The organism is Mycobacterium sp. IDUB_37, assembly GCF_055419245.1.
In genome coordinates this window covers 498,054-521,697 of sequence record NZ_JBVAXG010000004.1, presented here as the reverse complement: position 1 = coordinate 521,697, position 23,644 = coordinate 498,054, and the positions used below count along the sequence as shown (strand labels likewise).

Annotated in this window: 25 protein-coding genes; 13 read left to right on the top strand and 12 right to left on the bottom strand. The window is 65.2% G+C overall.

Features of this window, described 5'->3' with window-relative positions:
* Positions 1-16: 16 nt before the first annotated feature.
* On the top strand, positions 17-1,231 hold the full coding sequence (locus ACZY1I_RS16705) for a MalY/PatB family protein (protein WP_463755541.1): 1,215 nt from the start codon (positions 17-19) through the stop codon (positions 1,229-1,231).
* A 56-nt stretch (positions 1,232-1,287) separates the two neighbouring features.
* Positions 1,288-1,761, top strand: a complete 474-nt coding sequence (locus ACZY1I_RS16700; protein ID WP_463755540.1) for a DUF417 family protein — start codon at positions 1,288-1,290, stop codon at positions 1,759-1,761.
* On the opposite strand, the gene ACZY1I_RS16695 is transcribed toward ACZY1I_RS16700, so the two are convergent.
* Positions 1,758-2,492 (bottom strand): 3'(2'),5'-bisphosphate nucleotidase CysQ, encoded by a 735-nt coding sequence (locus ACZY1I_RS16695; RefSeq protein ID WP_463755539.1) that lies wholly within the window; start codon positions 2,490-2,492, stop codon positions 1,758-1,760. The two genes, ACZY1I_RS16700 and ACZY1I_RS16695, sit on opposite strands and share 4 nt — an antisense overlap.
* 99 nt (positions 2,493-2,591) lie before the next feature.
* On the opposite strand from ACZY1I_RS16695, the gene ACZY1I_RS16690 reads away from it, so the two are divergent.
* Positions 2,592-3,203: a class I SAM-dependent methyltransferase gene (locus tag ACZY1I_RS16690; protein ID WP_463755538.1), complete on the top strand. Its 612-nt coding sequence runs from the start codon at positions 2,592-2,594 to the stop codon at positions 3,201-3,203.
* On the opposite strand, the gene ACZY1I_RS16685 is transcribed toward ACZY1I_RS16690, so the two are convergent.
* A complete protein-coding gene (locus ACZY1I_RS16685) occupies positions 3,200-4,378 on the bottom strand; it encodes an acyl-CoA dehydrogenase family protein (protein ID WP_463755537.1) in 1,179 nt (392 codons plus the stop codon). The two genes, ACZY1I_RS16690 and ACZY1I_RS16685, sit on opposite strands and share 4 nt — an antisense overlap.
* 191 nt (positions 4,379-4,569) lie before the next feature.
* On the opposite strand from ACZY1I_RS16685, the gene ACZY1I_RS16680 reads away from it, so the two are divergent.
* Positions 4,570-5,778, top strand: a complete 1,209-nt coding sequence (locus tag ACZY1I_RS16680) for a serine/threonine-protein kinase (protein ID WP_463755536.1) — start codon at positions 4,570-4,572, stop codon at positions 5,776-5,778.
* Here the strand turns inward: ACZY1I_RS16680 and ACZY1I_RS16675 are convergent, their stop codons facing one another.
* From ACZY1I_RS16675 to ACZY1I_RS16665, 3 genes are read right to left on the bottom strand one after another with little or no spacing between them, the layout of a single operon-like run.
* Complete coding sequence (locus ACZY1I_RS16675; RefSeq protein WP_463755756.1) at positions 5,779-6,567, bottom strand: SDR family NAD(P)-dependent oxidoreductase; 789 nt, start codon at positions 6,565-6,567, stop codon at positions 5,779-5,781.
* Positions 6,567-7,001 carry an SRPBCC family protein gene (locus tag ACZY1I_RS16670; RefSeq protein ID WP_463755535.1) on the bottom strand — a complete coding sequence of 145 codons (435 nt, stop codon included), beginning with the start codon at positions 6,999-7,001 and terminating at the stop codon, positions 6,567-6,569. Before ACZY1I_RS16670 ends, ACZY1I_RS16675 begins: the two co-directional genes overlap by 1 nt.
* Positions 7,002-7,040: 39 nt before the next feature.
* Complete coding sequence (locus ACZY1I_RS16665) at positions 7,041-7,898, bottom strand: hypothetical protein (protein ID WP_463755534.1); 858 nt, start codon at positions 7,896-7,898, stop codon at positions 7,041-7,043.
* 71 nt (positions 7,899-7,969) lie between these two features.
* Here ACZY1I_RS16665 and ACZY1I_RS16660 point away from each other — a divergent pair, with 71 nt between their 5' ends.
* Positions 7,970-8,743, top strand: a complete 774-nt coding sequence (locus ACZY1I_RS16660) for an SDR family oxidoreductase (protein ID WP_463755533.1) — start codon at positions 7,970-7,972, stop codon at positions 8,741-8,743.
* Here the strand turns inward: ACZY1I_RS16660 and ACZY1I_RS16655 are convergent.
* Both ACZY1I_RS16655 and ACZY1I_RS16650 read right to left on the bottom strand, forming a co-directional pair.
* Positions 8,740-9,798: a hypothetical protein gene (locus ACZY1I_RS16655; RefSeq protein WP_463755532.1), complete on the bottom strand. Its 1,059-nt coding sequence runs from the start codon at positions 9,796-9,798 to the stop codon at positions 8,740-8,742. The two genes, ACZY1I_RS16660 and ACZY1I_RS16655, sit on opposite strands and share 4 nt — an antisense overlap.
* Entirely contained in the window at positions 9,788-10,954 is a 1,167-nt protein-coding gene (locus tag ACZY1I_RS16650) for a sulfotransferase family protein (RefSeq protein ID WP_463755531.1), read from the bottom strand. Before ACZY1I_RS16650 ends, ACZY1I_RS16655 begins: the two co-directional genes overlap by 11 nt.
* A gap of 89 nt (positions 10,955-11,043) precedes the next feature.
* Here ACZY1I_RS16650 and ACZY1I_RS16645 point away from each other — a divergent pair, with 89 nt between their 5' ends.
* On the top strand, positions 11,044-11,436 hold the full coding sequence (locus ACZY1I_RS16645; protein WP_463755530.1) for a DoxX family protein: 393 nt from the start codon (positions 11,044-11,046) through the stop codon (positions 11,434-11,436).
* Here the strand turns inward: ACZY1I_RS16645 and ACZY1I_RS16640 are convergent.
* Together ACZY1I_RS16640 and ACZY1I_RS16635 are read right to left on the bottom strand one after the other, a co-directional pair.
* A complete protein-coding gene (locus tag ACZY1I_RS16640; protein ID WP_463755755.1) occupies positions 11,433-11,789 on the bottom strand; it encodes a bleomycin resistance protein in 357 nt (118 codons plus the stop codon). The two genes, ACZY1I_RS16645 and ACZY1I_RS16640, sit on opposite strands and share 4 nt — an antisense overlap.
* Positions 11,790-11,986: 197 nt before the next feature.
* Positions 11,987-12,163 (bottom strand): hypothetical protein, encoded by a 177-nt coding sequence (locus ACZY1I_RS16635; RefSeq protein WP_463755529.1) that lies wholly within the window; start codon positions 12,161-12,163, stop codon positions 11,987-11,989.
* 314 nt (positions 12,164-12,477) lie between these two features.
* Between ACZY1I_RS16635 and ACZY1I_RS16630 the strand changes: the two genes are divergently transcribed.
* The 3 genes from ACZY1I_RS16630 to ACZY1I_RS16620 all read left to right on the top strand — a co-directional run bounded on the left by ACZY1I_RS16630 (position 12,478) and on the right by ACZY1I_RS16620 (position 16,142).
* A complete protein-coding gene (locus ACZY1I_RS16630; RefSeq protein WP_463755528.1) occupies positions 12,478-14,409 on the top strand; it encodes a methyltransferase domain-containing protein in 1,932 nt (643 codons plus the stop codon).
* On the top strand, positions 14,409-15,200 hold the full coding sequence (locus ACZY1I_RS16625; protein WP_463755527.1) for a glutamate racemase: 792 nt from the start codon (positions 14,409-14,411) through the stop codon (positions 15,198-15,200). Before ACZY1I_RS16630 ends, ACZY1I_RS16625 begins: the two co-directional genes overlap by 1 nt.
* A 63-nt stretch (positions 15,201-15,263) precedes the next feature.
* Positions 15,264-16,142, top strand: a complete 879-nt coding sequence (locus ACZY1I_RS16620; protein ID WP_463755526.1) for an alpha/beta fold hydrolase — start codon at positions 15,264-15,266, stop codon at positions 16,140-16,142.
* 113 nt (positions 16,143-16,255) lie between these two features.
* On the opposite strand, the gene ACZY1I_RS16615 is transcribed toward ACZY1I_RS16620, so the two are convergent.
* Genes ACZY1I_RS16615 through ACZY1I_RS16605 form a run of 3 tightly spaced genes read right to left on the bottom strand, consistent with a single transcriptional unit; the run spans position 16,256 to position 19,496 of the window.
* The gene (locus ACZY1I_RS16615) at positions 16,256-17,089 is read right to left on the bottom strand and encodes a mycofactocin-coupled SDR family oxidoreductase (protein WP_463755525.1); all 834 of its coding nucleotides are present in this window, start codon (positions 17,087-17,089) and stop codon (positions 16,256-16,258) included.
* A complete protein-coding gene (locus ACZY1I_RS16610) occupies positions 17,086-17,889 on the bottom strand; it encodes a mycofactocin-coupled SDR family oxidoreductase (protein ID WP_463755754.1) in 804 nt (267 codons plus the stop codon). Before ACZY1I_RS16610 ends, ACZY1I_RS16615 begins: the two co-directional genes overlap by 4 nt.
* A complete protein-coding gene (locus tag ACZY1I_RS16605; RefSeq protein WP_463755524.1) occupies positions 17,886-19,496 on the bottom strand; it encodes a flavin-containing monooxygenase in 1,611 nt (536 codons plus the stop codon). Before ACZY1I_RS16605 ends, ACZY1I_RS16610 begins: the two co-directional genes overlap by 4 nt.
* 130 nt (positions 19,497-19,626) lie before the next feature.
* Here ACZY1I_RS16605 and ACZY1I_RS16600 point away from each other — a divergent pair, with 130 nt between their 5' ends.
* The 4 genes from ACZY1I_RS16600 to ACZY1I_RS16585 all read left to right on the top strand — a co-directional run bounded on the left by ACZY1I_RS16600 (position 19,627) and on the right by ACZY1I_RS16585 (position 23,568).
* Complete coding sequence (locus ACZY1I_RS16600; protein ID WP_463755523.1) at positions 19,627-19,908, top strand: 2Fe-2S iron-sulfur cluster-binding protein; 282 nt, start codon at positions 19,627-19,629, stop codon at positions 19,906-19,908.
* A 92-nt stretch (positions 19,909-20,000) separates the two neighbouring features.
* Positions 20,001-21,185, top strand: a complete 1,185-nt coding sequence (locus ACZY1I_RS16595) for an acyl-CoA dehydrogenase family protein (RefSeq protein WP_463755522.1) — start codon at positions 20,001-20,003, stop codon at positions 21,183-21,185.
* Positions 21,186-21,193: 8 nt separating this feature from the next.
* Positions 21,194-22,102 carry a biphenyl-2,3-diol 1,2-dioxygenase gene (bphC, locus tag ACZY1I_RS16590; RefSeq protein WP_463755521.1) on the top strand — a complete coding sequence of 303 codons (909 nt, stop codon included), beginning with the start codon at positions 21,194-21,196 and terminating at the stop codon, positions 22,100-22,102.
* A complete protein-coding gene (locus ACZY1I_RS16585) occupies positions 22,102-23,568 on the top strand; it encodes an FAD-dependent oxidoreductase (protein WP_463755753.1) in 1,467 nt (488 codons plus the stop codon). The genes bphC and ACZY1I_RS16585 overlap by 1 nt, the downstream gene beginning before the upstream one ends.
* Positions 23,569-23,644 lie beyond the last annotated feature (76 nt).

The window sequence follows — 23,644 nt, the reverse complement described above, 5'->3', positions numbered from 1 at the left end:
CGCTTACTCTGCATGAGTGACGCCTAACCCACTCGAGGAGTTGACGCTCGACCAATTGCGCCGTCGCACCAGCATGAAGTGGCGCGCACACGCTGCCGACGTACTCCCGCTGTGGGTCGCCGAGATGGACGTCAACCTCGCACCGCCCGTAGCCGAGGCGATCCACCGGGCCGTCGACGCCGGCGACACCGGATATCCGCACGGGAAAGGGTATGCGACGGCCGTCAAGGAATTCGCCGCGCGGCGTTGGCAGTGGGACGGCCTGTCGATCGGTCGAACCCGGGTTGTTCCGGACGTGATGCTGGGCGCCGTCGAGATGTTGCGTCTGGTCACCGAGCGTGGTGACGCCGTGATCGTCAATTCGCCTGTCTATGCACCTTTTTACGCTTTCGTTTCGCATGACGGCCGCCGCGTGGTCGAGGCGCCACTGGGCTCTGATGGCCGAATTGACTTGGACGCGTTGGAGAATGCCTTCGCAGGCGCACGCAAAGCCGCAGGTGCGAACGGCAAAGTCGCGTACTTACTGTGCAATCCGCACAACCCGACTGGTGCGGTACACACCGCCGACGAACTGGGCGGCGTCGCCGAACGCGCCCGCCAGTTCGGCATCCGGGTGGTGTCAGACGAAATCCACGCCCCACTCATCTTGGCCGGTTCGCACTTCACTCCTTACCTCAGCGTGCCCGGCGCCGAGAATGCCCTCGCGCTGACGTCCGCGTCGAAGGCCTGGAATCTTGCCGGCATCAAAGCGGCGCTGGCCATCGCCGGACCTGAATCGGCCGCCGAACTTCGCCGGATGCCCGAGGAAGTCGGCCACGGGGCCAGCCATCTGGGCCTCATCGCGCATACCGCCGCGTTCGAGGCTGGCGGCGACTGGCTCGACGCGCTGCTGCGCGGATTGGACGAAAATCGCACCCTGCTAAACGATCTCGTCGCGGAACACCTACCGGGAGTCCAACTCCTACGACCGCAGGGCACCTATTTGGCGTGGCTCGACTGCCGCCAACTCGGTTTCGCCGACGAGGACGCCGAAGGCATCAAGGTGGTTTCCGATCTGTCCGGACCGGCCCGCTGGTTTCGCGACCATGCCCGGGTGGCGCTCAGTTCCGGCCATGTCTTCGGCAGCGGCGGGACCGGTCACGCGCGCATCAACTTCGCCACCTCTCAAGCGATTCTGACCGACGCCATCTCGCGCATGGGCCGAGCGCTCCGCGATGCCGACATGACTTAGATTGAACCCGGCGGCGGGTTACCTCGTATCAGCTGAATGTGTCACATAAACCACAGTTGAAACGACCCCGATTCGGCGCCGGCGGAATCACGCACCTCGGTGAGCTGGTCTGCCGGTACGGGCTGGTAGTCGTCCTGGCTTGGATTGGTTTCGGCAAGTACACGAAGATGGAGTCCCGCGTCCTCATCGAGAACAGTCCCTTGATGAGCTGGATTTACGACTACCTCAGTGTGACGACCGTTGCGCGCGCCCTGGGAACGACGGAAATCGTTGCGGCTCTGTTGATTGCGCTGCGACCGTTGTGGCCCCGGGTGTCGGCGGTCGGTAGCGCACTCGGCATCGTCCTGTTCGTGGGAACGGTCAGCTTTCTGTTCACCACTCCCGGAGTCATTGCCACGTCAGCCGCGGGCATGCCCGTTCTAACAGCACTGCCGGGCCAGTTCCTTCTGAAAGATGTTGTGTTGCTCGGTGTAGCGATCTGGACGCTGGGGGACGCGTTGCGCACCCAGGTGATCCGAACAGACGGTTAGGACTGCCGGGTGACGGCCAGCACCGCGTCGGCGAGTTCCGGGCGGCACACCACCACGTCCGGCAGCTTCGGGTCCGGCTGGTTGTAGACGAGCGGCGAACCGTCGATGCGAGACGTGTGCAGGCCTGCGGCTCGCGCCACCGCAACCGGCGCGGCGGAGTCCCACTCGAACTGCCCTCCGGCGTGCACGTAGACATCAGAGCGGCCCTGCACGATCGAGGCGACCTTCGCCCCGGCCGAACCCATCTCCACCAGCACTCCGTCCAGCGCTTCGCGGACAGCCAGAGCGATGGCGGGAGGCCGGGTACGGGACACGACGATGCGCGGCTGCTGCGGTGCGGGACCCGGAGGGTTGACCTCGGGAGTCGCCAGGGTGACTCCCTGCGCAGGCAGCGCTACCGCTCCCGCTACCAGTTCGCCGGCCTGCCAGAGCGCAACGTGCACTGCCCAGTCGTCGCGCCCGAATTCGGAGAACTCGCGCGTCCCGTCGACCGGATCGACGATCCAGACGCGCTCGGACCGAAGCCGCACCGGATCGTCGGCGCCCTCCTCGGACAACACCGCGTCATCCGGGCGCTCTCTCGCCAGCGCCTCCATCAGGAATTCGTGGGATCGCCTGTCCCCCGCCGCTTTCCGATCGCTCGCATCGGCGCCGGCGAATTCCTCACGGACGGCGAGCAACAGCTGGCCCGCCTCGGTGGCCAATCGCGCGGCAAGTCGGTGGTCACTCATGGACGATCCTTCACGCTAAGCGAACTTACAGCACCGCAGAACGGCGGCGGCCGAGCCAGCAGTCCGACGGTGGTTCTTGGTGGCTATACATTCAAATCCGTGGGATCTGAAGCCGACCGGGTCATCGACCTCTATGAACGTCACGCTCATGGTTGGGCCCGCGATCGAGGTCGCGGTCGGATCGAAAAATGTTGGCTGGACCGATTTCTTGCGCTCCTCCCGTCCGCACCGGCCGTGCTTGATATCGGTTGCGGGACGGGAGTTCCGATCGCCGATTACCTCGCCGAACAGAATTGCCGAGTAACGGGTGTGGACGCATCGAGCGCAATGATCACCCTGTTCGGACAGCGCCTGCCCGGTCACGACCGCCAGGTTGCCGACATGCGAACGCTGAATCTGGACCACCGGTTCGACGGAATAATCGCCTGGGACAGCTTCTTTCACCTATCGCCTGATGACCAGCGCGCGATGTTCCCGGTCTTCAGGCGGCACGCCGCCCCGGGTGCCGCTTTACTTTTCACCAGCGGACCCTTGGCTGGCGAGCGGATCGGCAGTTATCGGGACGAGCCCCTCTACCACGCCAGCCTGGACGGTTCCGAGTATCGAATGCTATTGCACGACAACAGTTTCAGCGTGGTAGCGCACATGGTCGATGATCCCGAATGTGGTTTCCACACGGTCTGGCTCGCCCAGTTCGGGTCGAGGGCTTAGAGGCCGAACTGGTCGTCGATGATGCCCAGCCAGATCTGCGCGCAGTCCATCGCGACCTTCTCGCTGATGAAGGCGTGCTGGGTGCCGGTGTACAGGTCGCGGAATGCGCGTTCGAGCCTGGTGCCCTCGCGGATCGAGCTGGTTCCGGCCACGAGATGCGCCCACTCCGCGCATTCACGCGCGGTATCGGTGGCGTAGACGGCGGCCGCCCGCATATCCGCGCGCAGCGTCGGGTTCAGGTCCTCGCCGGCTGCGACGGCGGACTCCGCGGTGGTGAACGCGTCCAGTACCAGCAACCGGGCCGCACGCCATGCCGCGACATGGTGCGCCAGTCCTTTTTGAAAGGTCGGCCGACTGGCCAACGACGCCATGTCGCTCATCCGGTACTTCGTCGTGGCCAGTTCGGCAACATCGTCGAGCATGCTCTTGGCGACCCCGAGCGCCCACGCGGCGTGACCGGCGGCGGTCACCGGCATCAAGCCCATGTGCGCGGCCGGCGAACCGCCCCGCACCGGCTTCCGATCGAACAACCCGAACGTCCTGCTGGCGGGGACGAAAACGTCCTGTGCGCTGTAGTCGTAGGACCCGGTTCCTTTGAGACCCTGCACGTGCCAGCCGTCGTTGAACTGGATGTCGTCGCGCGGCACCACCGCCACCTGCATGTCGGGGATGCCCTCGCTGATCCAGCGCATCTCGCCGTTGTCCATCGGGAAGAAGCCGGCGGCGACGTACTGCGAGTGGCCGGTGCCCGAGCCAAAGCTCCACGACCCGCTAAGTTGGTAGCCGCCATCGACGACGGTGCCCTGCCCATTGGGAAAGAACTGGCCGCCCATGGTGACCCGGTTGTCGTGGCCGGTGAACACCTCGGCGAAACCCTCGTCGCTCAGATAGGTGGCCGCGGCGAAACGCGACGGCAGATTGGCGATCCCGATCCAACCGAAAGAGCCATCCTGCCAAGCCATTTCGATCCAGGTCTCGATCATCTCGGCCAGCGATGGTTCGATTCCGCCGGCCTCGGGGGGACTCAACGCCGTCATCAATCCGCTGGCCCACATTTCGTCGACGACGGCGTCGGTCAGCGTCCGTTTCCGCTCGGAGTCGGCGGCCTGGGCCGCCACCACCTCCCGTAACCCGCGAGCCAACGAAAGCACCTGGTCACTGTGTGTCAGCGTCACGCGTTCGACCGTACGCCGACCACCTTCGCCCGCCGCCCGCGACACATAAACCCCACACACACGACACGCCGCGAAGCATCTCGGAGGTTTATATCTCGACGAGGGGCCACCCGCCCGACGCTCAATGTTTCGATAACAGACTGCCTGGCTATCCCAAAGCGGCGCAATCCAACAAAACGGCAGCGGGCGGAATGGAACCGGAATACCGACGGGCGCAGTATCGCGGCGGAAATGCCGCGGCACTGCTGGACCCTGGTCGTCCGCTCGCCGGCCGCTACGAGGTCGGGCCAGTCCTGGGCCGCGGCGGAATGTCCGAGGTGCGCGACGGGTGGGATTTGAAGCTGAGCCGCCCGGTAGCCATCAAATTGCTTCACTCCGACGGCCGACCCGAGGACCGCCTGCGCTTTGCCGACGAAGCCCGCGCGGCAGCCAACCTCAGCGGCCAGCACATCGTGGTCGTTTACGACGTCGGCGAACATGACGGGGTCCCCTTCATCGTGATGGAGCGACTCCCGGGCGTGACACTGGCGGACCATATTCGCCGAGGGCCGCAGGAGCCTGCCTTCGTGCAGAAAGTGCTGGAGGACGTTCTCGCAGCGCTCGCGGTCGCCCATGACGCAGGCATCGTGCATCGGGACGTCAAGCCGGGCAACGTGCTGTTCACCGAAACAGGCCAAGCCAAGCTGGCGGATTTCGGCATCGCCAAGATCGATGGCAGTGTCCACACCCGGACCGGCGAGATCGTCGGCAGCGTGGCATATCTGAGTCCCGAGAGGTTGCTGTCGAAACCGGCCACAGCCAGCGACGATCTGTATGCCGTGGGAGTGGTGGGCTACGAAGCGTTGATCGGCCGGCGGCCTTTCCCGCAAACCGGGTTGGGTCCGCTGACGCACGCAATCCTGCACGATAATCCGCTGCCGGTTGCCCACATGCGACCCGACGTGCCGACCGGCTTATCTACCGCCATCGAGCGGGCGTTATCGCGCAACCCGGCTCAGCGGTTCACCCAGGCTGACGCGATGCGCGCCGCACTGGTCGACACCGAGCCCGCGACGATTCCCGTCCGCAACCCAACCTTGGCGATGCAGGCGCCGCAGCTTCCGCTCACCGGTACTCACCCGATTCCGCTCGCGGAACCGAACCCGGATGCTCACCGCAACAAATTATGGCTGGCGGCGATCATCGCTGCGTTCCTGCTGGCGATCTTATTGATCGTGGTAATCGAACCGTTCTCGAGCTCGCCACCGTCACCCGTTCCGTCCAGCACCAGCGCGCCGTTGCCACCCCCGCCGGCAGCCACCACCGCGACGACCGAGCCGGCGATCAGCAGCGCTCCCGTGCAGCCGCCCGGTCCGCCTCAGGGCCACGGCAAGAAACCCAAAGGCGGAAAAGGACATTGATCAGTCAGGGAACCCGAAGAGTTTGACCACGCCGTGGTCGCGGCCGGCCGTGTAGCCGCCGTCGACCGCGATGGCCTGCCCCGTCACAAATGAAGCGTCCGGCGACACCAGGAAGGCTGCCATCGCCGCAATCTCTTCGGGGCGGCCGAGTCGCTGTAGGGCATGTTCTTCGGTTATGGACGCCTTGGGGTCTTCCATGCCCGGCAGGTCGAAGACGCTGTTGAGCATCGGCGTTTCGATAAAGCCCGGACAGACCGCATTCGCCCGGATTCCACTTGGCCCGTAATCCAGCGCAATGTTCTTGGTCAGCACGACGACGCCGCCCTTCGCAGCGTTGTATGAGCTGCCGCCCGCTGTGCCTTCCAGTCCCTCGACGCTGGCCAGCGTCACGATCGAGCCGCGTTCGCCGTCCACGCGCGGTTGTTCGATCATCCTGGCGAGCGCCGCCTTGGCGACCAGAAAGGTGCCGGTGAGGTTGATCGCGATCACCCGGTCCCATTCGGATTGCGGGAGCAGATGAACCGGGCCGCCTCCGGCGACCCCGGCGGAATGGACGACGCCGTCGAGACGGTCGGGCACCGCGTTGAACACGGCGGTGACAGCGTCCTCGTCGGCGATATCGGCTGTCACGAAATGGAAGTCGGTGCCCAGGTCCGGCGGTGAGACCAGGTCGGTACCGATGACGCTGCCGCCCTCGTCAAGCAGACGATGCGCGGTGGCCAGACCGATGCCGGAAGCCACGCCGGTCACGACGAAGGTGCGCCCGTGCGCGCGGCCGGTACTCACGATCAGCTCTCCAGCGCTTTAGCGCACGCCGCGAGAATCGCCGTGAAGCTTGACGTCAGCAGCGGACGGCTGACTTTCTCCATCACCTTGCCTCCGGCGATAGGCGGGTGGGTGTAGTTGGTCAGCCAATCGACATGGGTGCCGGCATCAGTTGGGGTGAACGTCAGGGTGCCGCCTTCGTGTCGGAAAGCGGGAACTGATCGGACAATGAGATAGGTATAGCTGTGCGGGCGGTCGTAGGCGGTGATGTCTTCGCGAAACCACATGCCGAGCCCGATCACTTCCCGGACCGCGCCTGCCTCAGTCCCAGGCGAGTCTTTCGCCCACCCAGCCTTCAGGGCCAACGGCGCCGCAGCCAGATTGACCGGGTCGGCGAGCCAGTCGAAGACCTGCTCAATGGGCGCGGCGATGGTTCGCTGCAAATGAATCTCGACCATGAGATCTCCTGCCTGGCGGTAGGCGCGTACCCGACCATGCTAAACGCCGCGCTGGGCACGGAAGTGACCGTGCTTCACGTCGACGTCGTCGACCCGGAAGCCCCGACGGACCAGACGTTCCCCGATCAGTTGGCCACTGACTTTGCGCTCCAGCCGAGCATTGTTCTCGCGACAGAAGACTCGAGCCTGCGGCAGGACGATTTCAGGCGTCCGCTCGCCGGCCGGGGTGTAGCGAATCGTTGTTCCATCGGCGTTGACGGCGGAGTACTCGTAGTCGAGCACCGGGGAGAAGCCGTGCTTGTCGCGGACTGAGATGGAGCCGTCGGGCTCCACCCGAAACTCACGTCCGCGCTTGAAAAACGGGATCAGGTTGATGGCGAGTAGCAGCAGGCCCGGAACGATCAGGACGAACAGCGCGTAGGCGTGCGTCTTCTCCAGTTCCGCGTCGTAGGCGTATCCGGTGATCCTCTCGGCGATCCAGCCCTCCACGAAGACCGCCATGTCGTGCAGCACGTCGCGCACGGTGGCACGGCCAGTAGAGACGTCATAGACGATCGCGCCGGTGGCTCCGGCCCCGCCGACGGTCAGTATCGCGCCCAACAGCACCAGGCCCCAACTCGTTCGGGATACGAACGTCCCGCGGGCATCAGACGGTTGGTCGATCTCCACTTTCGGCCCGCCGAGCGGCTTGGCCAGGCACCAGACGCTGACACCGATCGCGATCGCGAGCGTCAGGAATTCGAGTCCACCGAACGACACGCGGTCGGAATGGTAAGCAGCCAAGCCCAGGAACGTCAGCCAGGCCACCCAGCGCAGCGCCCGCTGCCAGCCCGCAACACGCTGCTCCCCCGAGCCATCGTCCTTATGCCGCGCGTCCTTCCCCAGCTGATTAGCCATTGGCGGATAGTAGCGTGCCTGAGACCTCGCACCGATTAGCTGAGGCACCTCGGCGTACAGTCGCGGTGGCCATGAAAACCGTCGCCATCACAGGTGCCACAGCTGGAATCGGCCGCACCACGGCAGTCCGCTTCGACCGCGCGGGCTACCGGGTTGCTGCCTATGGACGCAACCAGGTGGCACTCGACGAGCTGCGCGAACAACTGAGTCCCGAGGCCGTTGTCGATTCCCTCGAGGTGCAAGACGCCGACGCCTGGGCCACCAGGCTGGGCGAGCTGGCCGAGCACACCGGCGGTCAGCTCGACGTGCTGATCAACAATGCCGGAATCCTCAGCTCGGGACGCTTCGCTGAAATTCCGCTCAAAGATCAACGGCGCATCATCGACGTCAACGTGGGAGGCACGCTCAACGGCTGCCATTCGGCCTACCCGTACCTGCGCAAGACGCCCAACGCCCAAGTCATCAACGTGTGTTCCGCGTCGGCCATGTACGGACAGGCCGAGCTGGCGACGTACTCGGCGTCCAAGTTCGCGATCCGCGGGTTGACCGAGGCACTCGAATTGGAATGGGCCGCAGACGATATCAGGGTGTGCGCGGTGTGGCCGCTGTTCGTCGACACCGGCATGGTGGACGGCGTGGACACCGGGAGCACCCGCACGATGGGGGTGTCACTCACCGTTGACGACGTCGCCGACGCCATTCTCAAAGTCGCGCAAGGCCGTCCCCGACGACCGCACGGTCCGCACTTCGCGGTCGGCAGGCAGGCGAAGGCGCTGATGACGGTCGCTGCCGTCACGCCCGACTGGGTGTTACGGGAGATCAACCGCCGCGCCACCGGTGTCTAGCGGCTGAGCTGGTCCAGCGGATTAGAGCGCTCCAACATCCCGTACGCCTCTTCGCCGTCCCAGCGGTAGCGCACCCCAGCCTGTTGTACCGCCGGAAAGCTCGCCATCTCTTGTTTGAGCGCCTGCATCGAATACATGTCGTCGTTGTGGCTGACGTCATGTGTGGTGAACACGGTTTTGCCTTCGATTTCGACTGTGCCGTCGGCTGTTTCAAGCACGAGCGAGACATCCTCGACGTCTGGTCGCAGGCTGGTGAGCCACGGCGCGTGTATTGTCCGAGCGGGAATCAACCCGTTGTGTCCGTCGAAGATGTATCCCTCGTTGTAGGTGGGCTGGCCGTCGGGCCGCGGCGGGTAGGCGATGTACCCGAAGGCGCGACCGCTCGGGAAGACCGCCGACTGCCAGCAGTGACCCCAAAAGCCGGCCAGCTTGCGCACGCCCTGACGGCGGATGCGCAAACCGGACCCGGTGAAATTGCGCTCGGTGCTGCCGGCGCTCACTCGCCCGGTCGCGGTGAACAGCTGTTCGTAGCGTGGGCCACCCATCATGTCGCCGACCGAGGTCTTGAGTTGCAGGGCGGCGTCGGTCTGCAGGGCGCCCTGCACCCAGGGTGGCACCGCCATGGTGGCGTCGACGTGAAAGCTGATGTCGACCGTCGGTCCGTCCTTGCGGCCGGCAACGAGATCGGCGGACGACGTCTGCACGGCCGGCCCGTCGTAGCTCATCGTCCAGCGCCGAAACGGCTCGACGCACCGGAACGCCAGACCGCCGGCGCCCAGCACGGTCGGTTCGTCGTTGCTATCCAGGGCGGGCAACGACGGGCCGTTGGTCCGCAACCGATACACCCGGCCGTCCGGATAGGCGACATTGACCTGAATGTCGTGGGCGTCCCAATTGGCGGCCACCGCCTCGATGCCGATGCGCGGCAAGCCAACTGCGCCTTGATCGTCGACGACCCAGAAGCTGACCGAGTCGCGCATCTCTGGGTTGTCGGGGCGTTGCGCGAACACGAACTCGCGGGCAGGATCGATGCCGCCGGAAAGATCAACGGCCATGCTGCTCCTTGGTGTGTGTCCAGTTGTCAGCGGCGGCAACGTAATTCGCGAACAGCGGCCGCACCTGGTCGAAGTCGATGCCGAACGCTACCGGATCCGCGTGCGACGGCGGCTCCCGCTCGGCGGCCGCCTCGCCCCACCAACTACGCATCCGTGCCTCGAACTCCTCCCCTACCTCGAGCCCCAACCAATCGTAGAGACCCGTGACCTCGCCGATCGGATCATCTTGCATGGCAGAGAAATCGATGTCGTAGACGCGTTCGTCCGCGTGTTGATTCCGGAAGCTCAGCGCGCGTGCCATCCCGCGGGACCAATGTTCGATGTTGAGCCGGCCGATGTACTTGCGGTCGATGTCGTCGGCGAACGAGCCGATGATGTCGGCGTAGAGGTCGGCTACGGACAAGATGACGTCCGTGGGGTCTCGATGCGTCATGACGAACCGCGCGTCCGGAAAAACGGCATCCAGCGCATCGAGCCACAACACGTGCGATGGGCATTTCAATCGCCAAGGCCGTTGCGGCTCAACGAATTGCAGCAGCTTCATCACTCTGCGCTGATACCGGTAGGTCGAGGTCAGGTCCGCGGAATCCAGCAACCAGGTTGAGTAGGAAGGGATTTCGGCGAACGACTGAAACAGGTGCGACTTGAAGTCCAGCGCCATCAGCTCATGGCATTCCATCGGACCGTGAGTGGCGGCCGGCACGTGGTACCGGGTGCCGACCATCTCGCCCTTGTCGGTGGGGATGCGCGGGTCGACACCCCGCACCGTGGTTGGCGGCGGACAGGGCTGCGAAGACTCCCACCGGCGCAGGTAACGCACATCGGGGTCCTGGGCCAGCAGCATCGACAACGCTGTCGATCCCGTTCGCGGTAAACCCACCCCGATCAGGGGCGCAATGATGGGTACGTCGTCAATTTCGGGGTGCCGGTGGTACCAGTACTCGACCTGCAACCGCTGCGCCAGGTAGCCCACGATGCGCTGATGCAGTAACACCTGACCGCGTGCATTGAGCCGAGCCTCGTTCTGCAAAGCGGACAGGAGGATCTGCAGACCTTCGCGAAAAGAATCGTCGCCGAAGTCGTTCAGACCGGTTTGCGCGCTGGCCTCATCGAGGACCTCGCGCACCTCGTCGCGGTTGGCCACAAATCCGACCATAGAGACCGATCGTCGCAGGTCGGTAATACCAATTCGGGAATCTGGCCATGCCAAAGTTTTATGACTGGCCAGCAGGCAACAATGGGAGGATGACCTCCACAGAAATAGCTCAGCGCGCCTCCGCTCAGAAGACCGCGATCCGGATGGGCGCGGGCCTGGTCGGTATGGGCATTCTTCATTTCGCTGCGCCTAAACCGTTCGACGAAATCGTCCCCGTCGAGTTGCCGGGGACCCCGCGGTTCTACACGCACGCATCGGGAGTCGCGGAGGCGGGCGTCGGAGCTTTGTTACTGGCGCCACCAACCCGGAAACTGGGCGCGCTGGCGGCCATCGCACTGTTTCTCGGCGTCTTCCCCGCCAACGTCAACATGGTTCGGCTGTGGTGGGACAAGCCGTGGTACATGCGCGCCGGCGCAATCGCGCGGCTTCCGTTGCAGATTCCGATGATCACCACCGCGCTCAAGGTCTATCGCAACACTTAGAGGGGCGACCCGATGCGGTGCAGGGTGCCGTCCGGGTCGACGTAGGCGAACTCCCGCAAACCGTAGGGGGTGTCCTGTGGTGGGTGCAGTCGGCCGCCCAGGCCGTCCAAGGCCCGCCACTCGTCGTGCAGGGCGTCGGCATCGCTGACGTAGAAGTAGACGCTGGAGGCGGTGGTGAGTGGGTCGTGCTCGGCCCATTCGGTGAGATGCATCGACACTGACCCGCGGTCGACGAAACCGTACCGCTCCGGGCCTTCGTAGCCGCGGGCGTCGAATCCAAGCCGTCGATAGCGGTCCAACGCGGCATCGAGGTTTATCACGGGCACGATGGGTGCCACCGAGGTGAAGGCGATCTCAGACACCCCAGAAGTCTGTCACCTGGACGTTCGCTGTGGCATTCTGCGTGAGTGGCCGCGCAGTCGGGGGCGCCCTCAGGAATCGTGACGTTCCTGTTCACAGACGTGGAAGGCTCCACCCGCCGGTGGGAAGCCGACGCTGACCAGGCGCGAAGGAAACTCGAGCGATCGGGGTCGGCCCCGCTCGCAGGCGCCTAGTCCATGCCGGCGGCTATTGCCTCGAATCCGAGCGCACGGCCTCGTTCCCGTAGGCGCGCCATCAACTCGTCGTAGCCGCCCACGTCGCCCCGCGCACGTGCGACCAACGCGCGCAGACGCAGCAGCGTGAGTTCGTGGAGTACGAAGCCGTCATCGGTCGGTATGGCCGCCACACGCTGCCGGAGAGTGACTCAGACGCGCCGAACGTGTGGGCTAGGTACCCGAACCGGCTTCGGCGTATCCCTAGGCCACACGTTCGGCGTGTCATTCCGGTCCCGCCCGGCCTAATCGCTCGGTCCAGCGATTCTGCCCTTCTGGGCCGTTCCAAGAATCCTCCAAGAATTCCCCAAGCGGTCGGGGACAGCCTGTGAATTGGCAACATCCCGGCAACGGGCCCAACTCAAATCCATCACGAACCAATCCATAACGACGAACCAGACTGTCACGGTGGCTACCCCAGCCTTGGTCGTCGAAGAGGGGACACAAAATGACCGACATCGCGCACCACCCATTACCCACCACTCGAGACCGGTTGGTGGAGTTGACGCCGCTGCTCGACGAGCTGGCTGCCGTCGCGGTTCGCGGCGAGGTTCCCGGTCCCGAATTGCTCGCGCGTGCGGTCGCGGCCAAGCCACTACTCGCCGATTTGGACTTCGACCCCAACGACGGTGAACCGTATTCACGATCCATTCTGCGGATCAGCGACCAGGTCGAGATCATGCTCGCCCGCTGGCGTCCCGGTCACAGCTGCGCCCCGCACGACCACGGCGGTGCCGGCGGCTACGTTATCGCCGTCGAGGGTAGCTTCCAAGAACGGCGCTTCGCCTGGGATGGAACCGAACTCGTTGTCGCCGAGGACATCACGCGCCACGAAGGCACTGCGGTTCACATCGAGTCCGACGACATCCACGACATGACAGCCAAGATGGGCGGGCTGAGCCTGCACCTTTACAGCCCACCCGCGGACAGCATGCGAGTGTTCGACCTGGAGCACGCCGAAGCACTCGAACTCGTCGGCAACTACGGCGCCTGGATACCCCAAGGCGAGCACGAACGCATCCCCTTCGCCGCTATCGCGCCAAGCCGAGAGAAGTCGGTGATATGGGTGGCGCACACCACCCATTACCGTGGCGGCTCCGCCGAATTCGCAATCGCCGCAGCCACTATGGGACGCGAACTGGCTGCCGCGCATCCCGACGCCGAAGTGATCGTCTCCGGCCTACGCCGCAAGGCCGACTTCGAAGCCGAACTCAGCCGGCTCGCTATTTCCGGCCGGGTGATCAGCGAACTGCACCTGATCAGTCATTCCGGCATGTACGGCCCGATGTTCGGTTCCACCGACTGGCCGGAGCAGTTCTCGCCGCATGAGTGGCGGGCTATGAATATTCCGTTCGCTGCGGACGGGCGGGCCTTCTTCCACGCCTGCCGCACCGCGCGCTGGTTCACACCGTTCTTCGCCGATGTGTTCGGCGTCGCGACATACGGCAACCAGAACTACACCACCGTGTCCACCGACAAGGACCGGTTTGCGTGGGCGGGCCGTCACCCGACGGCCCGTCCGAATCTTTACCTGATCGCGGCTCCGGGTAAGAAATCCCACGGTTGGGCCGGCAGCGTACGCAAGTACCTCGGTTGCGCCGCGGAGCCCATGGTGGAAAGCGTTCCGCACGCGACCCAGCCGGAGCGGTCCTACGACCGGGTGGCCGAACTCTATGACCGCGCTTACGCCGACATCCGGGTCCGCGAAGCCGAGTGGCAATGGGTGGCCGGACGGCTCGCCAGCACTCATACCGAACTCGGCCGACGGGTGCGGGTTCTGGAAATCGGTTGTGGCAATGGAGCTTTGCTGCGCGCCCTGGATGACAACGGCGACGTGGACTTCGCCATCGGCATGGATAGCTCCGCCGGCATGCTCGATCGGGCACGGGAACGTAGCCGAGACCGCGCGCGCCTGCGATTCGTCAAGGTCAATGGACCGGAGCTCGACGTACCCGACAACCACGTCGACGTAGTGATCTCCTTCCTCTCCTTCCGCTACCTGGATTGGGATCCGGTCATGGCCGAGATTCGGCGGATCCTCGCCCCCGGCGGTCAGCTATGGGTGGTCGACATGGTTCAGCAGCCGGCACAGATCCGCGAACTGCCGGTCCTGGCCCGATCGGCCCTCGCGCACCTGCGGACCCAGCGCACCCGCCCCGAGTTCGCCCACGACCTGGCCGCCCTCACTCAACACCCGGAATGGCGGAATATGTTGCAGCACAATCCTATCCGTGCCGAGCACGAGTACCGTTGGTACTTCGGCAGCCGGTTCCCCGACAGCCACCTGGAGACGTTGACGGCGACCATGTCGGCGCGCGTGGTGGCCTTCGATTCCGGACCACTGGCCAAGGGGCAGACCGCCCCCCTCTCCTACCCGTGATGACCATGGACACGAATTCCTGCCTGGGCATCGTCGATTGGGGCATCGGCGGCATAGGCCTGGTGAACGCCCTGGATCGGTTGGTGCCGGGCCTTCCGGTGCTGTATTGGTCGGACGCCGGGGCGACGCCCTACGGCCGGATGGGTGTCGACGAACTGACCGACCGTCTGCTGCACGTGGTGACCGGGCTTGCCGAGCGCGGAGCCACTGAGGTGGTGCTGGCGTGCAACGCGGCCAGCACGGTGGTCGCCCGACTGGGCGCGGCGCCGGTACCCGTCGAGGGCATCATCACCCACGGACTGGCGTCCGTCCCCGAAGACCTCGCGTCGATCGGTGTGCTGGGCGGGCAGCGCACCATCGACGCGGGCCACTACGACCGCGGGCTGGCCAGGCCGGGGCGGGTGGTGTTATCCCGAGTGGCGCAACCACTTTCCGCGCATATCGAAGCCGGGCGTACCGGATCGGCGCGGTTCCAGGCGGATCTGGCCGGCATCGTCGCACCGCTGCACAGCGTCGACGCCTTGGTGCTGGCCTGCACCCACTACCCCGCTGCGAGCAATTGGTTCGCCGCGGCACTGCCGAATGCGCTGCTCGTCGACCCGGCCGAACATTTGGCCACCGCGATCGCTTACCGCTATCAGGAAGCGAAATCGGCGCCGCACCGGGCCGCGCGGGTGTTTCTCACCACCGGCGATCCCGGCGCCATGCGCCGCGGCGCCGCCCGTGCCTGGGGCACCATGCTGACCGCCACCGCTGTCAGCCGCAGGTACCGCAGCGCATTGGCGTCCTGACCCGGTTCTGATGCGTCGGCTCAGCGGGAACACCCCGTTCTCGAGTCGCCGTGGCATGGCAGGGTGACCTACGTGGCCAACACATCTGAGCGGATCGACCAGCAAGATCTGCGTGAGATCAGTACCGAGGCAGGCACTCTGCGCTACTACGACACTGTTTCCGGGCAAGGCACGACTTTGTTGTTCCTGCACGGCTCCGGGCCGGGAGTGACCGGCTGGCGCAACTTCCGTGGCGTACTGCCCGCATTCGCCGAGCACTACCGGTGCCTGATCCTGGAATTCCCGGGCTTCGGCGTCACCGACGACTTCGGTGGCCACCCCATGGTCACCGCGCAGGGCGTCGTGGCTCCCTTTCTGGACGCGCTCGGCATCGATCGGGTGCACGTGGTCGGCAACTCGATGGGCGGCGGCGTGGGCATCAATTTCGCCATCCGGCATCCGGGCCGCATCGCCCGCCTGGTCACGATTGGCGGCATCGGCACCAATACCTTCAGCCCCGGCCCGAGTGAAGGCATCCGGTTGCTGCAGGAGTTCACCGAGGATCCCACTAGACAGCGGCTCGTCGATTGGCTCAAGTCGATGGTCTACGACCAGTCCGTGGTCACCGAAGAACTCGTCGAGGAACGCTGGCGTCTGGCCACCGACCCGGAGACGCTGACCGCTGCGCGCCGGATGTACGGCAAGGCGGCGTTCGCCGCGATGATGGCGGCGATGGCTGCTGCCGACCGGCCGATGCCGTGGGCGGTCATGCACAAGGTCGCGGCTCCGACGCTGCTGACCTGGGGCCGCGACGACAGAGTGAGCCCGCTCGACATGGCGCTGATCCCGATGCGCACCATTCCGAACGCGGAGCTGCATGTGTTCCCCAACTGCGGGCACTGGGCGATGATCGAGGCCAAGGCGGCGTTCGAGAGCACGGTGCTTGGGTTCTTGTCCCGATAGTGGTGATCGCAAGCGCGGCGTATGCCGGGCGCAGCGGGTCGCCACCATTGGGCTCAGCGTTGGTGATCGCAAGCGCGGCGTATGCCGGGCGCAGCGGGTCGCCACCATTGGGTTCAGCGCTGGGTTGCGCCCGCGTCGACGGGCAGCGATACCGCGGTGATGTAGCGCGCCTCGTCGGAAGCCAGGAACAGCGCGGCGTTGGCGACATCCACCGCGTCCACCCAGGGCACCGCGAGCAGATTCATGCCGCGCGCCGCGTCGGCGAATTCGGCGCGGGTCGGCGGGCGGTCCAGATCGGGACGGAATGCGCTGCTGACCGCGTCGTTCTGGATCATCGGAGTGTCGACATTGGTCGGGTGCACGCAGTTCACCCGGACCTGGTGCGGCGCGAGTTCGTGCGCCAGGCTGCGCATCAATCCGACCACGCCGTGCTTGGCGGCGGTGTAGTGCGCAACACCGACCAGCCCCCGCAGGCCGGCGATCGAGTTGGTCAAGATCATCGCGCCGCCGCCGCGGGCGATCAGGTGCGGAGCACCGGCCCGGCAGGTGTGCCACACCCCGGTGAGGTTGACGTCCAGCATAGTGCGCCAAGCACTTTCGTCCATATCGATTGCGGTTGCGCGCGAGGTAATTCCGGCCGTCGCGCACACCACGTCCAGTCCGCCGAGCCGTTCGACACCGCGGTCGGTGGCGGCTTGCACTGCGACGACGTCGCGGACGTCGACGATCTCGGTGTGTATCCGCGCACCGGTCTCGTTGACCAGGCGCGCCGTCTCGTCGAGGTCGTCCGGTGTGGCATGCGGAATCACCACGGTGTCGACGGGACCGCAGATATCGAGCGCCACAATGTCGGCGCCCTCCTGGGCGAACCGCACCGCCTGGGCACGTCCGATTCCCCGCGCCGCGCCGGTGATCAGCGCGATCTTCCCCTTCAACCGGTCGCTCATGTCGTCTTCTGCGTCAGTCCGGCGTCGATCACGAGTTGCGTGCCGGTGATGTAGCGCGCCTGCTTGGAGGCCAGAAAGAGCACCGCGTTGGCGATATCGGTCGACTCTACCCACGGCACCGGAAGTAGGTTGCGCGCCTTCAATACTTGGGCCGCATCGTCGGCGGTCGGATTGTCCAAGTCGGGGCGCAACCGTCGAAATGTCTTTTCGTTGAGCACCATTGGTGTCGCGACCGCGCCGGGGTGCACGGTATTGACGCGAATACTGCGCGACCCCAACTCGTTGGCCAGCGTGCGCGCCAGACCCACCACCGCATGTTTACTGGCAGTGTAGTGAGCCGCGTTGGCAGTGCCCCGAATTCCACTGGTAGAACTGATGATAACGACAGAACCTCCGCCGGCTCCGATGTGCGGCACCCCAGCCCGGACGGTGTGCCACACCCCGGTGAGATTGATGTCGAGGGTGCGTTGCCACACCTGCGGGTCCAGTTCCCACGACGGCGCACCGGCGGTATGGATTCCGGCGTTCGCGATGATGACGTCGAGGCGCCCCAACTCGGTGACGCCGGCGTCGATGGCGGCCGTCATGGCGCCGAGATCGGCAACGTCTGCCAATGCGGTCACACAACGCCGCCCGCGACTCTCGACTTCACTAGCGGTGCCGCGCAAATCGTCGGCAACCGCAGGAGAGTCGAGCGCGATCACATCGGCACCTTCGTCGGCGAATCGCTGGCAGTGCACGCGCCCGGTGCCGCGTGCCGCACCGGTGACTACCACGACCTTGTCGCGCAACCCGGTCAGCATGGCTTCTTGATCAGGTCGAATCCCTTGTAGCCGGCCTCGGCGACCTCGGTGCAGATCTGGTTGTAGGTGGCGAAACCACCGACGAACAACATGAAACCTCTTGGCTTTCCGGGCACGTTGGCACCCATGTACCAGGAGTTCGCTTTGGTGAACAGGGAAGCTTCAGCGCGCCGCGCCAGTTCGGCGACCCAGCTGTCCACCGCGTCTGGGGTTGGTTCCACCGCCGCATACGCGTGGTCGTCAAGATAGCCCACGGCGTCTGCGATCCAGTTCACGTGCGCCTCTGCGTGCAACACCATGTTCGCCAGCACGGCGGGGGCTCCCGGCCCGGAGATCACGAACAGGTTGGGGAACCCATCGATCCCCAATCCCAAGTAGGTACGCGGTCCATTAGCCCAGTAGTCACGCAGCATTCGGCCGTCGCGGCCGATGATGTCGATCTTGCCCAGAGCCCCGGTCAGTGCATCGAAACCAGTTGCGAACACGATCGCGTCGAGATCGATGTGAGTTTCAGTGGTATTGATCCCGGCTGCATCGATCGATTCGATCGGGGTGGCGCGCACACTGATCAGCGATACGTTCGACTGGTTGAACGTCTGAAAGTAATTGCTATCGGTACAGATCCGCTTGGTCCCGATCGGGTGGTCGTTGGGAATCAGCAACTCGGCAGTCGCTGCGTCATCGATCAGGGCGCGGACTTTCTCCTCATAGAATTTCCGCGCCTCGTCGTTGGCCACCAGGTCGGTCAATTGGTCGGGGAACGTCTTGGAATACAGCACACCGCCTAGTTGCCAACGCTTTTCAAACGCAGCGCGCCGCTCATCCGGGCTGAATTGCATGGCCGGCTTGGCCGCTGTGAGGTGCGGGGAACCGCCCCCGCTGAGCCACGACAGTCGGCGGCGTTCGGCGTAATCGGCCTTGATCTCGGCGAGTTCGCCAGGCGACAGCGGTTGGTTACCCGCCGGCACAGTATAATTCGGCGTGCGCTGAAAGACGTAGAGGTGTGCGGCCTGCTCTGCGATGATCGGAATCGATTGAATGCCAGAGGATCCGGTGCCGATGACGGCGACCCGCTTGCCGATGAAGTCGACGGGATCATGGGGCCAGTGCGCTGTGTGGTAGACCTCGCCGCCGAAGCTGTCACGTCCCGGGAATTCGGGAGTCAGGGCATCGGAGAGCGGCCCGGTCGCCATCAAACAGAATCGTGCCGTCACTGCTTGACCGCTGTCGGTGGTGATATTCCAGCGCAACGCGGCCTCGTCGAACACCGCCGAGACGACGCGGGTGCCGAACGTGATGTCGCGGCGCAGATCGAGTTTGTCCGCGACCCAGTTGAGGTACCGCAAGATCTCTGCCTGCGTGGCGTACTTCTCGGTCCAGTTCCATTCCTGTTGCAGCTCCTCGGAAAACGAGTAGCTGTAATCGACACTCTCGACGTCACAGCGCGCGCCGGGGTACCGGTTGTAGTACCAGGTGCCGCCGAGTTCGGGTGCTGCCTCCACCACCCGCACCGAGAGGCCCTGGGCGCGCAACTTGTACAGGGCATAGAGGCCGGCGAATCCTGCACCCACCACCAGTGCGTCCAGAGGTTGTTCACCGTTCACAATCACTCACGGTAGGACTTCGGACCCGTCGAACCCAGAGCGATCCCGGTCACTGGACGTTCCGATCGAGAATTCCCGACCACTGGGCGGGCGTATGCACGCCGCCATCGCGACAGCCGACCATCGCCTGATGCAAGAACTCGGTGCCGCCGTACAGGTGGACCTCGACGGTTGCCGGCATCGGCTGCTCTGGCCGCGCGGTCAAACACTGGTCGACATGCTGCTGGACGCCGGGGTCGACGTGCCTCATTCGTGTCGGGAGGGCCACTGCGGTTCATGCGTGGCGACCGTCATCGAGGGGGAGGTCGATATGGCAGCTTGCGACATCCTCGAACCGCAGGATCTACGGGACGGTCTGATCCTCGGCTGCCAGGCCCGGCCCGTCAGCGCCCGGTTGCACATCGAATTTTGACGCCGATGTCGTCCGCTCACCGGGATCACTGATGAGTCTGGGCGCCAACTGCGGTAAACCAGAAATAGGCCCAAACAGTTAAGGACGACATCATGAGCGAGCGGGTACTCGATCGAGTAGTAGAGCTAGCCGACCAGTTGCGCGAACAGGCTCCCGAAGCCGAACGGATCGGGCGGCTCACCGACGACACGGTCAAGATGATGAAGTCGGCCGGCGCGATCCGCCTACTGCAGACCAAGCAGTACCAAGGCTTCGAAGTGCACCCCCGCGAGTTCGCCGAGACCACGATGGCCACCGCGGCCCTGGATCCGGCTGCGGGCTGGATTGTCGGAGTGGTCGGCGTGCATCCCTACCAATTGGCGTACGCCGACCCGAAGGTGGCCGCCGAGATCTGGGCCGACGACGTCGACACCTGGATGGCATCGCCCTACGCGCCGCAGGGTGTGGCCAAGCCCGTCGACGGCGGCTACCTCTTCAACGGGCGCTGGCAGTTCAGCTCGGGCACCGACCACTGCGACTGGATCATTCTGGGCGCCATGCTCGCCAACCCAGAGGGTGTGCCGCTGATGCCGCCGCAGATGATCCACATGATCCTGCCCCGCAAGGATTACCAGATCGTCGACGACTCGTGGAATGTGGTGGGGCTGCGCGGCACCGGTTCGAAAGACGTCATCGTCAAGGACGCGTTCGTGCCGACTTACCGGACGATGGACGCGACGAAGGTCATGGACGGCACAGCGCAACGCGAAGCCGGCATGACCGAGACGCTGTACCTGATGCCGTGGTCGACGATGTTCCCGCTGGGCATCTCCGCGGCCACCATCGGCATCGCCGAGGGTGCGTTGGCCGCGCACTTGGACTACCAGCGCGAGCGGGTAGGGGCCACTGGAACCGCGATCAAGGATGACCCGTACGTCATGTACGCCATCGGGGAGGCCGCCGCGGACATCAACGCAGCACGCCAGGAGCTGCTGGCCAACGCCGATCGCATCTACGACATGGTCGACGCAGGCAAAGAGGTCTCCTTCGCCGACCGTGCCGCCGGTCGCCGCACCCAGGTTCGTGCGGTGTGGCGCGCGGTGTCCGCCGTCGACGAGATCTTCGCCCGTTCTGGGGGCAACGCGTCACGCATGGACAAGCCACTGCAGCGGTACTGGCGCGACGTGCACGTCGGTCAGATGCACGCCATCCACGTCCCCGGCTCCACGTATCACGCGGCGGCGCTGAGCTCGTTCGGCGTCGAGCCCCCGATGGGCCCACTGCGGGCTCTCATCTAGGCGACGCCATGACTGACCTGAAAAGCCTTGGCTACATTACTGTTTCGACGACCGATATCGACCGGTGGCGGAAATTTGCGTTCGACGTGTTGGGTTTCGCGGAAGGAAAAGGACCCGACGAGTCCGCGCTGTATCTGCGGATGGACGAGCGCGCGGCCCGCATCATCGTCGTGCCAGGCGACACCGACCGAGTGATCACGGTGGGCTGGGAGGTCCGCGACCATGCTGCGTTGCAACGCGTCAAGGCAGCTCTCGACGGCGCGGGCGTCGCGTTCAAGGAACTGTCGGTTCAGGAGGCCGACGCCCGCCGCGTCGAGGAAGTGATCACCTTCGAAGATCCGGGCGGCACCACGCTCGAGGTGTTCCACAGCGCGGTTCTCGACCACAGCCCGGTGATCACCCCGTTCGGCGCGAGATTCGTCACCGGCGATCAGGGTCTGGGTCATGTCGTCGTGCCCGCGACTGATTTCAACGGCGTTGTCGAGTTCTACACCGAGGTGCTGGGCTTCCGGTCCCGCGGCGCGTTCCGGATACCGCTGCCCGCGGAGTTCGACCCCATCCGGGTCCGATTCCTCGGTATCAACGCACGCCACCACAGCCTGGCGATCTGCCCGGCCGCCCAGCAGCGCGATCCGGGACTGGTCCACGTCATGGTGGAGGTGGACACCCTCGACGCAGTCGGTGCCGCCCTGGACCGGGTCAATGCCGAAGGCTTCACCGTGGCGTCCACTCTGGGCCGCCACACCAACGACAAGATGGTGTCGTTCTACGTCCGTGCCCCCGGTGACTGGGACATCGAATTCGGCACCGACGGGATGCGGGTCGACGAAAACTCCTATACCGCAGAGGAAATCACCGCTGACAGCTACTGGGGCCACCAGTGGATTCCCGAGCCGCCCGCGGCGATGCGCATGTGATGGCCGCCGACACCGATGTAACGCCGATCCCGGCAGCCTCGGTCAGCAACTGGGATCACGAGGCGGATGTGGTGATCGCCGGCTATGGCATTGCCGGCGCAGCAGCTGCGGTTGAAGCATCCGGTTGCGGCGCTGATGTTTTGGTTCTGGAACGCACCGGATCCTGGGGCGGCGCAGCTTCGATGGCCGGCGGGTTCATCTATCTCGGCGGCGGTACCGCGCTGCAAAAGGCCTGCGGCTTCAGCGATTCCGAGGAGAATATGGCGGCGTTCCTCAACGTCGCGATGGGTCCCGGCGCCGACTCGGACCGGATCGCCGATTACTGCGCCGGCAGCGTCGCCCACTTCGACTGGCTGGTCGAGTGCGGCGTGCCGTTCAAAGCCGAGTTCTTCGCCGAGCCCGGTTGGGAGCCGATGGGCGACCACGGCCTCATGTATAGCGGCGGCGAAAACTCCCACCCCTTCAACACGATCGCCTCCCCCGCCCCGCGTGGCCACGTCCCGCAGATGTCGAACAAGAAGCAGGGCGAAGCCAGCGCCGGCTACATGCTGATGAAGCCGCTCGTAGAACGGGCTGCAACCGCCGGCGTCAACGCGCTCTACGACGTCCGGGTGCAATCGCTCATCACCGGGTCAGACGGCAGAGTGGTGGGCATTCGCGCGCGCCGATACGGCACCGATATGTCGATTCGGGCGCGCAGCGGAATCGTGCTCGCCACAGGCAGTTTCGCTTACAACGACGCGATGGTCGCACAGTACGCACCGCGGATCGCCGGGCGTCCGGCCGCCTCGATCGAGCAGCACGACGGCCAGGCGATCCGGATGGCGCAGGCGCTGGGAGCGGATCTGGCCCACATGGACGCCACCGAGGTCGCCATCTTCATCGACCCGCAGCAACTCGTGCGCGGCATCCTGGTCAACGGCCGCGGGCAACGCTATGTCCCCGAGGACACCTATCCCGGCCGTATCGGGCAGCTCACGCTCTACCACCAGGACAACACCGCGTACCTGATCATCGACAGCGACGCGAACGAGGCGGCGAACGCGTCCTGGTCGCCCAAGTTCATGCTGCACCAGCCGACCTGGGTGGCCGATACCGTCGCCGACCTGGAACGCGACATGAAGCTGGCGCCCGGCTCGCTGCAATCGACCGTCGCCGCCTACAACACCGGCGCGGAACGCGGCGAGGATCCACTGCTGCACAAGAAACCCGAATGGCTCAGGCCCATCGGTTCCCCTGTTGGCGCCATCGACCTGAGGGAATGCACTGGTGGCTTCACCCTTGGCGGGTTGCGCACCTCGCTGGACGCCGAGGTACTGCACGTCAACGGCCAGCCCATCCCCGGCCTGTTCGCCGCCGGCCGCTCGGCCGCGGGACTCGCCGCCTGGGGGTATGCCAGCGGTGTCTCACTGGGTGACGGCAGCTTCTACGGCCGCCGCGCGGGCCGCTCGGCGGCCAAGACCTAACGCCCTGCCCCACAGAGCGCCCTGGAACTCGTGTTTCGGGGCGCTCTTGCGTTGCCGGACGCAAACGGTGCTATAT

Excerpts from the sequence above, each read along its gene's own strand:
- ACZY1I_RS16695 (WP_463755539.1), bottom strand. The coding sequence starts at position 2,492 with ATGAGTGACCACCGACTTGCCGCGCGATTGGCCACCGAGGCGGGCCAG.
- ACZY1I_RS16680 (WP_463755536.1), top strand. The coding sequence starts at position 4,570 with ATGGAACCGGAATACCGACGGGCGCAGTATCGCGGCGGAAATGCCGCG.
- ACZY1I_RS16670 (WP_463755535.1), bottom strand. The coding sequence starts at position 7,001 with ATGGTCGAGATTCATTTGCAGCGAACCATCGCCGCGCCCATTGAGCAG.
- ACZY1I_RS16665 (WP_463755534.1), bottom strand. The coding sequence starts at position 7,898 with ATGGCTAATCAGCTGGGGAAGGACGCGCGGCATAAGGACGATGGCTCG.
- ACZY1I_RS16660 (WP_463755533.1), top strand. The coding sequence starts at position 7,970 with ATGAAAACCGTCGCCATCACAGGTGCCACAGCTGGAATCGGCCGCACC.
- ACZY1I_RS16655 (WP_463755532.1), bottom strand. The coding sequence starts at position 9,798 with ATGGCCGTTGATCTTTCCGGCGGCATCGATCCTGCCCGCGAGTTCGTG.
- ACZY1I_RS16650 (WP_463755531.1), bottom strand. The coding sequence starts at position 10,954 with ATGGTCGGATTTGTGGCCAACCGCGACGAGGTGCGCGAGGTCCTCGAT.
- ACZY1I_RS16645 (WP_463755530.1), top strand. The coding sequence starts at position 11,044 with ATGACCTCCACAGAAATAGCTCAGCGCGCCTCCGCTCAGAAGACCGCG.
- ACZY1I_RS16630 (WP_463755528.1), top strand. The coding sequence starts at position 12,478 with ATGACCGACATCGCGCACCACCCATTACCCACCACTCGAGACCGGTTG.
- ACZY1I_RS16625 (WP_463755527.1), top strand. The coding sequence starts at position 14,409 with ATGACCATGGACACGAATTCCTGCCTGGGCATCGTCGATTGGGGCATC.
- ACZY1I_RS16615 (WP_463755525.1), bottom strand. The coding sequence starts at position 17,089 with ATGAGCGACCGGTTGAAGGGGAAGATCGCGCTGATCACCGGCGCGGCG.
- ACZY1I_RS16600 (WP_463755523.1), top strand. The coding sequence starts at position 19,627 with ATGCAAGAACTCGGTGCCGCCGTACAGGTGGACCTCGACGGTTGCCGG.
- ACZY1I_RS16595 (WP_463755522.1), top strand. The coding sequence starts at position 20,001 with ATGAGCGAGCGGGTACTCGATCGAGTAGTAGAGCTAGCCGACCAGTTG.
- bphC (WP_463755521.1), top strand. The coding sequence starts at position 21,194 with ATGACTGACCTGAAAAGCCTTGGCTACATTACTGTTTCGACGACCGAT.
- ACZY1I_RS16585 (WP_463755753.1), top strand. The coding sequence starts at position 22,102 with ATGGCCGCCGACACCGATGTAACGCCGATCCCGGCAGCCTCGGTCAGC.